10 protein-coding genes, 1 pseudogene and 1 CRISPR repeat array are annotated in these 10,333 nt (G+C 35.7%); of the genes and pseudogenes, 1 reads left to right on the top strand and 10 read right to left on the bottom strand.

Annotated features, from left to right (window positions below; translation table 11 throughout):
* The first annotated feature begins 100 nt into the window (after positions 1-100).
* Entirely contained in the window at positions 101-394 is a 294-nt protein-coding gene (locus tag ACQRDX_RS08745; RefSeq protein ID WP_427896453.1) for a DUF3270 domain-containing protein, read from the top strand.
* 15 nt (positions 395-409) lie between these two features.
* Here the strand turns inward: ACQRDX_RS08745 and ACQRDX_RS08740 are convergent, their stop codons facing one another.
* The 10 genes and pseudogenes from ACQRDX_RS08740 to cas1 all read right to left on the bottom strand — a co-directional run bounded on the left by ACQRDX_RS08740 (position 410) and on the right by cas1 (position 10,096).
* Entirely contained in the window at positions 410-844 is a 435-nt protein-coding gene (locus ACQRDX_RS08740) for a YtxH domain-containing protein (RefSeq protein ID WP_427896455.1), read from the bottom strand.
* On the bottom strand, positions 837-1,238 hold the full coding sequence (locus ACQRDX_RS08735) for a DUF948 domain-containing protein (RefSeq protein WP_427896457.1): 402 nt from the start codon (positions 1,236-1,238) through the stop codon (positions 837-839). The genes ACQRDX_RS08740 and ACQRDX_RS08735 overlap by 8 nt, the downstream gene beginning before the upstream one ends.
* 18 nt (positions 1,239-1,256) lie before the next feature.
* Positions 1,257-2,042 carry a prolipoprotein diacylglyceryl transferase gene (gene lgt, locus ACQRDX_RS08730; RefSeq protein WP_427896459.1) on the bottom strand — a complete coding sequence of 262 codons (786 nt, stop codon included), beginning with the start codon at positions 2,040-2,042 and terminating at the stop codon, positions 1,257-1,259.
* A complete protein-coding gene (hprK, locus tag ACQRDX_RS08725) occupies positions 2,035-2,970 on the bottom strand; it encodes an HPr(Ser) kinase/phosphatase (RefSeq protein ID WP_354368704.1) in 936 nt (311 codons plus the stop codon). Before hprK ends, lgt begins: the two co-directional genes overlap by 8 nt.
* Positions 2,971-3,204: 234 nt before the next feature.
* Positions 3,205-3,471 (bottom strand): PspC domain-containing protein, encoded by a 267-nt coding sequence (locus ACQRDX_RS08720; RefSeq protein WP_354368702.1) that lies wholly within the window; start codon positions 3,469-3,471, stop codon positions 3,205-3,207.
* A 280-nt stretch (positions 3,472-3,751) separates the two neighbouring features.
* Positions 3,752-4,189: a SprT family protein gene (locus ACQRDX_RS08715; protein ID WP_427896461.1), complete on the bottom strand. Its 438-nt coding sequence runs from the start codon at positions 4,187-4,189 to the stop codon at positions 3,752-3,754.
* A pseudogene (locus ACQRDX_RS08710) lies at positions 4,176-6,301 on the bottom strand (Tex family protein). The gene ACQRDX_RS08715 and the pseudogene ACQRDX_RS08710 overlap by 14 nt, the downstream one beginning before the upstream one ends.
* Before the next feature lie 108 nt (positions 6,302-6,409).
* Positions 6,410-7,764: a CRISPR direct-repeat array (repeat unit 36 nt; unit sequence GTTTTACAGTTACTTAAATCTTGAGAGTACAAAAAC).
* Positions 7,765-7,813: 49 nt separating this feature from the next.
* A complete protein-coding gene (gene csn2-St / locus ACQRDX_RS08705; RefSeq protein ID WP_427896463.1) occupies positions 7,814-8,863 on the bottom strand; it encodes a CRISPR-associated protein Csn2-St in 1,050 nt (349 codons plus the stop codon).
* The gene (cas2, locus tag ACQRDX_RS08700; protein ID WP_354368695.1) at positions 8,860-9,183 is read right to left on the bottom strand and encodes a CRISPR-associated endonuclease Cas2; all 324 of its coding nucleotides are present in this window, start codon (positions 9,181-9,183) and stop codon (positions 8,860-8,862) included. The genes csn2-St and cas2 overlap by 4 nt, the downstream gene beginning before the upstream one ends.
* Before the next feature lie 4 nt (positions 9,184-9,187).
* Entirely contained in the window at positions 9,188-10,096 is a 909-nt protein-coding gene (gene cas1, locus ACQRDX_RS08695; RefSeq protein ID WP_427896465.1) for a type II CRISPR-associated endonuclease Cas1, read from the bottom strand.
* Between the last annotated feature and the right edge of the window lie 237 nt (positions 10,097-10,333).

Here is a 10,333-nt window from a genome sequence, read left to right as displayed (position 1 = left end):
TTTCTCTTTATTTTATGAAAGTTTTTATGAAAAACAGTGACATTTACGGTAATTTATGATAGAATAGATAAGAATTTTGGAAAAGAAAGGAGGTTAGACTGTGAATACCAACAGAAAATTCGACCAGCACTACGATGAAGAGTATGAACAACAGATTGAGAAAAGTCCGAAATATCAACCTTATCAACACATCAACACTCAATCTGCAAAATTGCGTGAACTATTGTTTTTTGTGCAAATTGCTGGTTTCTGCATTTCGACTATTATCTCATGTCTAATCTTACTTTCCCTTCAGGTTAAAGTTATCCTAGCCTTTCCTTTGGCTATGATAATCAGTTTTACTCTCTTATTGAGTTTAAAATTTTATATTAATTATCGAAAAAGACGAGGTTAATCTCCTCGCCTTTTTTTATTCCTTATGATCATCAGGATAATCAATCACAATATCATCAACTTGAACATCAGACTCAACGATAGAATCTGTGACATCTTTTACCTTACTTTCATGTTGGTTTGCTTTTTGTTTCACATGAATAAAGGAATCTTTAGCAAAAGTTGCTGCCTGATTGGATTTTGTTTTTAATTCCTCCACGACGCTTTCTGTAGCGATTTCTCCTGTTTCCCATTTTTCTTTGTAATCTTGGAAAGTATGGATAGCCAAATCTTTGTACTCTGCTGCCTTATCGCTAGCTTTTTGATGATAGTCATCTTTGTTTTCTTGATAGTCTTTAAATAAATCTTGTGCTTTTTCTTTTAAGACTTTTCCTTTTTCGGTTGTTAAAAAGTAAGCTGCTGCTGCACCTGAGGCTGCACCAACAACTAAAGTTTTTAAAAATTTACTCATGAGCTCTCTCCTTTTTTCTTAACATTTTTGAAGCAAATTTACTAACAGTATAGACTGTTCCAGCTTTAGCAGATTGCTTACCGACAGCACTTGCTTTAACAGATAAATGTCTCGCTTGCGTATTCAAATCAGAGACACTTTCAGATAAATCTGCTACTGCTGTAAACAGGGGATCAATTGTTGCGACTTTACTATTCACATCTTCCACCAAAACATTTGCTTTAGCAAGAATTTCATTGGTATGGTGTAAGGTCACATTAAGATCACTGGTCAAAATCGTCAGAGTTTGCTGGGCCTCCCCAACAGTTGCTGTTAATTTTTTTATAAATAATATGAGATAAATTACTAAAGCTACAAATGCCAGAGCAATCAATAAGACTGCTATTTCCATCATATCTTTTTCTCCTTTGTATTATGTTTTTTCTAAATAAAAGTTAATGGCTTGATTTTTTCGGCGATAAACCCATAATCCCAAACCAATACAAAATAAAATTATCGATAACCACTGAGAAACACGTAACCCTGCTAACATGAGACTATCTGTTCGCATTCCCTCAATAACGAATCTCCCCAAACCATACCAGATGAGATAAAAGAAGGTCGGCTCTCCAACCTTTAATAACTTAGGTCGGCGAATGAGGATGGAAAGTAGTGCAAAACCAAGTAAATTCCACAAAGATTCATATAAAAAAGTCGGGACACGATAACTACCATCAATGTACATTTGTTCCTGCATCCATCGAGGAAGATAGTCGAGATTGTTGATAGCCTTGCCATAAGCTTCTTGATTCACAAAATTTCCCCAGCGCCCAATAGCTTGTGCCAACATGACATTAGGAGCTATAATATCTAAAAAGTTTAAAGGCTTGATAAACCTCTGATAACAAAACCAAAATAGATAGGCTATCCCTGTTAGTAAACCACCATAAATAGCCAAACCGCCATTCCAAATCGCAAAGATTTCAGAAGGATGCTGAGCATAATAAGGCCATTGGAAAATCACATAATAAAGACGAGCCCCTAATATCGCTAAAGGAAAGGCCACTAAAATAAAATCTAAAATATCATCTGAGGTAATTCCCTTTTTTTTACCCTCATTTATTGTTAAATAAACAGCTAATATTAAGCCTGTCACAATAAAAATAGCATACCAATGGATAGCAAAGGGGCCTACTTGAATAGCGATAGGATCAATCATGGCTACCCTCATTTTGGCTAATCAACTTAGTCAAACGCTCTTCAAAGGTCTTGGTAGCATCATAGCCCATTTGTTTTGCACGATGGTTCATGGCTGCCGCCTCAATAACGACTGATACGTTACGTCCCGTTTTAACAGGGATTCTAACTCGTGGAATTTTTACAGATGATAATTCAATTTCCTCGCCACCATTTCCTAATCGATCAAAAACTTTACCTTTTTCAAAGTTTTCAAGATAGACAGCCAATTGAACTTGAGAAGAATTGCGGACGGCGCTAGCACCATACAAACTCATAACATCAATAATGCCAACCCCTCTAATTTCAATCAAATGTCGTAAAATTTCAGCCGGTTCGCCCCAAAGAGTTTCCTCATCTTTAGCATAAACATCTACACGGTCATCAGCTACTAAGCGATGGCCACGCTTTACTAACTCAAGAGCTGTTTCACTTTTTCCAATTCCAGAATCTCCTTGAATGAGAACTCCCATCCCATAGATGTCCATTAAGACACCATGTACACTGGTACGTTCTGCTAAACAAGTATCTAAATACCAGGACATCTCGCCAGATAAACGGCTAGTAGGCACACGACTTTGTAAAACAGCTATCCCTTGCTCCTTAGCTGCTTGAACCATCTCATCTTGAATATCCAGATTGCGTGCCACAATAATAGCGGGAGTCTCAGGCTGAAACATTTTTTTCAAAACGGAATAACGGTTATGAGAGGTCATAGCATTTAAATAAGACCACTCCTTCATCCCTAAAAGTTGAATCCGCTCAGGAGAATAATAATCAAAATAGCCTGTCATTTCAAGACCAGGACGAGAAATATCTGATGTTATAATTTCTTTTTCTAGGGCTTCATCGGTAACATAAATCGGCTTTAACTTTACCTTTTCTGCTAACATTTTTACTGTAACAACCATAAGCTCCTCCTTTTTCTGTCTATTATACCATATTTATTTTCTGAAAGTAAGCGCTAACTTTTCCGAAAGTTAATAATGTCACCAGTTTTTGTCTAGTCAGTATCGGCATACTAATATGTCATATCAATAACTGCTTTACTATCGTTGATAAAGCAAAGTAAAAAAGATAGCAAACTACTAAAAAAATCAGAAACAAAGTCACCTCATGAACTTCTGTTTCTGATTTTTTTAAGGTTACCAAAACCATTTTCGGTCATGGATAACTTCGGCTTCTTTACGTTTACGTGGACCTTGTCCATAAGCATCCTTAATCAAGTCTTCTTTATAAGGTAAGATAAGAGCTAGTATCAAATATAAGAAAGCGCCTCCTTGTATAAAGATGAGTAAAAGTACAAACAATACGCGTACTAAATTCAGATTCCAGCCAAACTTATCTGATAAACCAGCTAAAACACCGAAAAACCACCTATCTTTTTTTTGTTTATAAAATTTACCTTCCATAGAAGCTCCCTTCCAGAAATTTCCCTTGATTTTGTTCCTGTTATACAAAACCACTGTCATTCTTAGAATCTTTACTTTACCATTTTAAAGTATTTCCACAAAAAATAAATCAGCCCTTAGACTGATTTATGATCCCATTCATGAGCTCCTTTGATAACTCTACTGTAAACTTCTCTTGATTAAGGTAGTCCTAAAATAAAAATCCCCTACCTCACTCCTTAATCAAAGTTTGAACTCTTATAATATTATTTTCTTTCAAAGAATTAGAAATAATTTATTTTTAAAACGATTCCATCAAGTATAATTGCGAGTGACATCTTCCGCAAACATAACGCTTTAGGTTCATTTTTCTTTTTCTAAAATAATCTTGTCCACAAGCTTGACACTGGTAATGGTAGGGATAAACCTCATCGTTTATTTTCGGGACAAAACGAAGCCCATTAACAGCTTTTAAAAGTTGTTTAAAGTCTCTATCTTGATGTCTATATCCCTTTTTTTCAAAATAAAGATGATAGTGGCAAAGTTCGTGACGGACAATTTTTCTAAAGACCTCTAATCCTAAGGATTCATAAACTTTAGGGTTAAAGTCCAGATTGCCACTATTTGGATGAAAGCGCCCTCCTGTTGTTCTGAGCCGCTTATTCCAAGTAGCAGTGTGTTGAAAATTTTTTTGAAAGTCTTCTTGTGAAACTTTCTTGACATAATCATTGAGATTCACGAGGTGCTACCAAACTTAAATTAATCTTTTCACGTTCTAAATCAATTTTAGATACCCAAACCGTTACAATATCCCCAACCGATACTAGCTGACTGGGGTGATTAACAAAGGTTTTGCTCATCTGCGAGATATGAATCAAACCATCATCATGAAGACCAATATCGACAAAAGCACCAAAATCAACCACATTACGTACGGTTCCTTCTAATTGTTGCCCAATATAGAGGTCCTTAATGTCTAAAACATCTTGACGAAGAGCTGGTGCTGCAAAGCTATCTCGTAAATCACGACCTGGTTTTAAAAGATCAGCAATAATATCTTTGAGGGTTTCAGGACCGATTTCTAAATCTTGAGCCAGTTCTTGTGGCTTCACAGCATTGAGTTTAGCCTTAGCAACATCATCTAACTGACTGATTTCCAACTGATGTAAAAGCTTTTCAACTGCTGCATAGCTTTCTGGGTGAACACCTGTATTATCTAAGAAATGCTCACCATTTGGAATACGTAAGAAACCTGCAGCTTGCTCAAATGCCTTAGCCCCAAGACGAGGAACTTTTTTGATTTCAGAACGGCTCTTAATTTCGCCATTTTCTTCTCGGTATTTAACAATGTTTTCTGAAATCGTCTTGTTCAAACCAGAGACATGTGATAAGAGCGCAGGACTTGCCGTATTGATGTTAACACCTACTTGGTTAACAACCATATCTACTACAAAATCAAGATTTTCAGTTAATTTTTTCTGACTAACATCATGCTGATATTGTCCAACACCAATAGATTTAGGATCAATTTTTACCAATTCAGCAAGTGGGTCTTGGAGACGTCTTGCAATTGAGATGGCAGAGCGTTTTTCAACCGTCAAATCAGGAAATTCCTGCCTTGCTAGTTCACTTGCCGAATAAACCGAAGCGCCACTTTCATTGACAATCACATACGAAACCCCTTTAACATCTTTGAGTAGGTCTGCGACAAAGGCTTCACTTTCACGACTAGCTGTCCCATTTCCAATAGCAATAATCTCAACCGCATATTCTTCCACCAAGGCTAGAAGCTCTGTCTTTGCTTGCGCAATCTTAGCAGGGCTTGCAGGTGCAACAGGATAAATAACCTGGGTTGTTAATAACTTCCCAGTCTTATCCACTACTGCTAACTTAGCTCCTGTTCTAAAAGCAGGGTCAAAACCAAGCACAATTTTACCTTTCAGTGGTGGAATTAAGAGAAGATTTCTTAAGTTTTCAGAAAAAAGAGCAATTGCTCCGTCTTCTGCAGTTTCTGTCAATTCTGAACGAACACGGCGCTCCATAGCAGGTAGGACTTTCTTTTTCAAGGCTTGTTGGATCACGTCATCTATATAAAGATTTTTTTCCTTAAAACGTGTAGCATAAAACGCCAGCATCTTATCAGTATGATGATGGAAACCAACTTTTAAAACACCCAAACTCTCCCCACGATTAAGGGCTAGAGTACGGTAACCCTGCATTTTTGCAATAGCTTCTGAGAAATCATAGTAAATCTCAAAAATCTTTTTATCATCCAAGGTTTTATCTTTTACTTGTGAGATAATGTGACTATTGGCCCAAATCTCATTATAGGTCCAAGAACGCAGTCTTGCATCTTCTGATAAAGCCTCAACCAAAATATCAACCGCTCCCTGCAAAGCATCCTTTGGCGTTTTAAAAGTCTCATTGATAAAGTTTTCTGCTTCTTTTTCAAGATTAGGAAGATTTTGTAGAATAAGGCGTGCTAAAGGAAACAGCCCAGCTTCTCGAGCAATCATTGCTTTGGTTCGGCGTTTTTCTTTATAAGGCAGATAGAGCTCCTCGACATCTGCCAACTTTTCAGCCGACTCAATCGCTTGACGAAGAGTATCTGTCAGTTTTCCCTGCTCTTCAATTTTTGCAAGAACAGTTGCCTTTCTGTCTCTCAAGACTGTTAAACTCTTGTCTAGATCAATGATCGCTTTAATGACCACCTCATCTAGATTTCCCGTCACATCTTTACGATAACGCGCAATAAAAGGAATGGTATTTCCCTCTTGTGTTAAACTTAAAACCTCTCAACCTGATTTTGTGAAATTGAGAGCTGGTTTGCAATTTGTATCATATTTTCCATACAAATATTTTAGCATAATTTACAGAGAAAAAAGATGCAAAAGTAAAAAACTAGACCTCTGGCCTAGCTTTTTATTCATATTATCCTATCAGCTAGAACTAGCTACTCTTTTTACAGTTACTTAAATCTTGAGAGTACAAAAACTTGCGCCGTACTTTTCTAGCATGGTCTAATGTTTTACAGTTACTTAAATCTTGAGAGTACAAAAACCAAGAAGCCTGCGGGGTAGCGTTGTAAAAGGTTTTACAGTTACTTAAATCTTGAGAGTACAAAAACGGATTATCTACTAACATATACTTTAGGAGGGTTTTACAGTTACTTAAATCTTGAGAGTACAAAAACCATGCTTCATTCCAAGCCATCAGATACCTCGTTTTACAGTTACTTAAATCTTGAGAGTACAAAAACATCTGATTGATATGGTTTAATTATATATCAGTTTTACAGTTACTTAAATCTTGAGAGTACAAAAACTATCGAAGTCTGAGGGGTTGCAATGTAAAAGTTTTACAGTTACTTAAATCTTGAGAGTACAAAAACCTAGCCATGTGTCCTAAAGCCACAGGGGATGTTTTACAGTTACTTAAATCTTGAGAGTACAAAAACTACTCAAGGATAGAAAACGAGTTCAGCTAAGTTTTACAGTTACTTAAATCTTGAGAGTACAAAAACGATACAGTAGGTCTTGTGTATGCTTATTAGTTTTACAGTTACTTAAATCTTGAGAGTACAAAAACTGTCCAAGACCTACACCGATATAGTGTTTAGTTTTACAGTTACTTAAATCTTGAGAGTACAAAAACGAAATCTTCCACATCGTTAAGTGATGGACGGTTTTACAGTTACTTAAATCTTGAGAGTACAAAAACCGTGTACTCTTCTGATAACACTAACGCTGCGTTTTACAGTTACTTAAATCTTGAGAGTACAAAAACAACAGCTCAAACCGCAAGGACGCTGACGACGTTTTACAGTTACTTAAATCTTGAGAGTACAAAAACATCAAATCCAATGCCGTAACAACCGTTTGGTTTTACAGTTACTTAAATCTTGAGAGTACAAAAACCTTATATTTAGAATTATTTTTATTTTACCAGTTTTACAGTTACTTAAATCTTGAGAGTACAAAAACCTGGGGATAGTCCAGTATAACCACCATCTTTGTTTTACAGTTACTTAAATCTTGAGAGTACAAAAACAAGATTTATCAATCCACCTATTTGAGTTACGTTTTACAGTTACTTAAATCTTGAGAGTACAAAAACACAAAATCTGAGCGTAGAAGCTCAACCTCAGTTTTACAGTTACTTAAATCTTGAGAGTACAAAAACGCTATTGCTTGCCTAAATACCTAACATCTTGTTTTACAGTTACTTAAATCTTGAGAGTACAAAAACTAAAAAATTGGCGACAAGCAGACGCTGCTAGTTTTACAGTTACTTAAATCTTGAGAGTACAAAAACCTCAAATCGTCATTTTCAGTTCTTGTACCCCTTTTATTATACCATAAAATTAAGACTTGTCTTGCAAAAATCTCAGTTCTAAAAGGTTAGGTTGAGTCACCATATAGTCACTAAGTTGGTCATATTGATACAGGTGATTGAGAATTTTTAAAATCACCATTTCTTTTATCGATAAGCTGATATGATTGATATCATAACTAAAAAGGTAACTACCAATTTTTTGGAGGGATATTATCAATTCTTCTTCTGAAGGAGTTTGATTAGTGGGATACTGTTGAATAATCCGTTGATAGAGAAAATCAAACTCATAGAGATGTTCTACATAATCTGAGACGATATTAATATACTCGATATTGTCTCGATTAACATAGAGGTAACCCTCACTAGATGGAAAATTGATCACATAAAATTGAGGGTATAACTGACACAATACTTCCAACTTTTGACAAATACGATAAAAAGCTGGGTAATCAAGATAGTCATCTATATTTTTTAAAACCAATAATATTCTTTCTGAGTGTTCTCTTAAGTTCTTTTCTAGCATATTAAGAAAAAATAATAGCTTCTCCTCATTATCAACAAGCTCAAAAGCAATCTGTTGCGATTCTAAATAAAAATAAGGTTTAAAGCTTTTGGTTAATAACTGCTCTGCCGTAAAATCTTGACTTTCTACACCATATTTTACCTGATAGCAAGTCAAATCGAGTCGCTCATTTATCTTTGAAGCAATAGTGATTAACTTATCGTTGATATCATCTAAATCTTTAGTAATATCTACACTACGCAAATGTTGCTTCATAAATTCAAAACTAACCGTTCCTTTTTTATAAGCCATCTCTCGGACAAGGTCCTCTACAGTAGATATAGAGAGTATTTTAAAATAATCTCTCTTTAACGCTATACCCTCACTGAGTATCTCTGGTTCAGCTTGATGGTACAGGCTGAGATCTTCCGTTGAATACCGTTTGCCATCAAAATACCATTTCAATAACTGCCAGATATAGTACTTTAATTGTTGGTTTTGACCCGTAATCTGCGTAAATTGACCAAGATTGATTTCAAGATTTTCTTTATAAGGATGAGGAATTTTCAATTTCATATGATCACCAACTTGTGATTACTCACGACTTCTTCTTGCTTCGTTTTGCCGCCTACAATGAGAACCATTTCAGAAAATTGCTTTTCGGTTACTGCTAACAATCTCACATTACCAGCAGGTAAGTTGCTCATTTTTAGGCGTTTATAAAATTTATTGGCGAAACTCCTATTGGGACAGGTACGATAATAAACTGAGAATTGCAACATTTCAAATCCATTAGCCAGTAACTCTTTACGGAATTGACGATAAACTCGCTTATCCTGCGGTGTTTCTGTAGGTAGATCAAAAAAACATAATAATCGCATTGCTTGATACCTCATCTTATCACTCCATCTCTAAACTTGATACAATCGGACAATAAAATTTACTGCCATCCTTATCCTCGATACACCTGATGAATCCTTTAACGTACTTATCCATAGCCCCCGTAACTGTACACATCTCATTGCCATATCGAATCCTAGCGTTTAGTAAAGCTGTTAGTCCTAATCGATACTCATATTTTAAATAATCTTGCTCTCGTAATTTTTGATAAACCCAGATATCGACAATTTGCCGAAAAGGTTCCATTAAATCATCAACCAAATTAAATTGGTTGTACTCATTTTTATGAAAAATACCCAAAAGAGGGTTAAGTCCATAACCAGAGACAATTCTAGCTAGCTGAGCGCGCATAATAGCATAGCCGTAGTTAAGACCTGCATTGATTACATCCGTTTCTTTCTGCGTTTCTCTTGAAAAATCTTTTCCAAATAATTCATTAAAGTAAACTTTTGCCGCATGTCCTTCACGGTTAGTGATATCTCCCAATTCAATGGACTCTTTATATTCTGCTAATAATTGGATGGTATCTAGATTTTTCTCAAACATCGCCAACACATCTTGTTGATTGTTTATTTTATAATAGGTCACAATTTGCCAGAGTCTATCTTTTTGTTCTTTGGTCCAAGTCATTTGAGCTTGAAGTTTTTTATAGGCTCTAAAATGTCCATTCTGAGCATGATAGATGCCTGTTGGCAAGTGCTCATTATCACACACTACTAAAGCAATGTTGTACTTACTAAGAGAACTTAGCAGACGAAGAGTGACAACTGTATCCCCTCCTTCTGCCACTATTAGCGAGATATCACTTAAAGGAATAGTGTATTCCTCACCTTGTTTAATTACAAGAAGATTGTCTAGTTTTAAACGCATTTTTTCACTTTGATGAACATGTACAATTCTCCAAGTCATAAGCCTCTCCTTCTTCTAAAACGAAAAGCACCCCGTATAAAACGGGGTGCTTGATTTCGGCATAAAGCCTTATCTTTGTAGGCTCTGCAAGATTTAAGTAACTGTGCAAGGCGTCCCTTACACTTCCTATTATATAGCGTTTACAAAAATATTGCAACCCCTTTTATCATTTATTTTTATCTAATTTTGTACCTTTGTCAATGATGTGAGACCTAAAATGTTATTTTGAAGCTATCC

The organism is Streptococcus sp. SGI.013, assembly GCF_050315295.1.
GTDB classification, from domain to species: Bacteria; Bacillota; Bacilli; order Lactobacillales; family Streptococcaceae; genus Streptococcus; species Streptococcus porcorum.
This window is presented reverse-complemented; position numbering and strand designations above follow the sequence as displayed.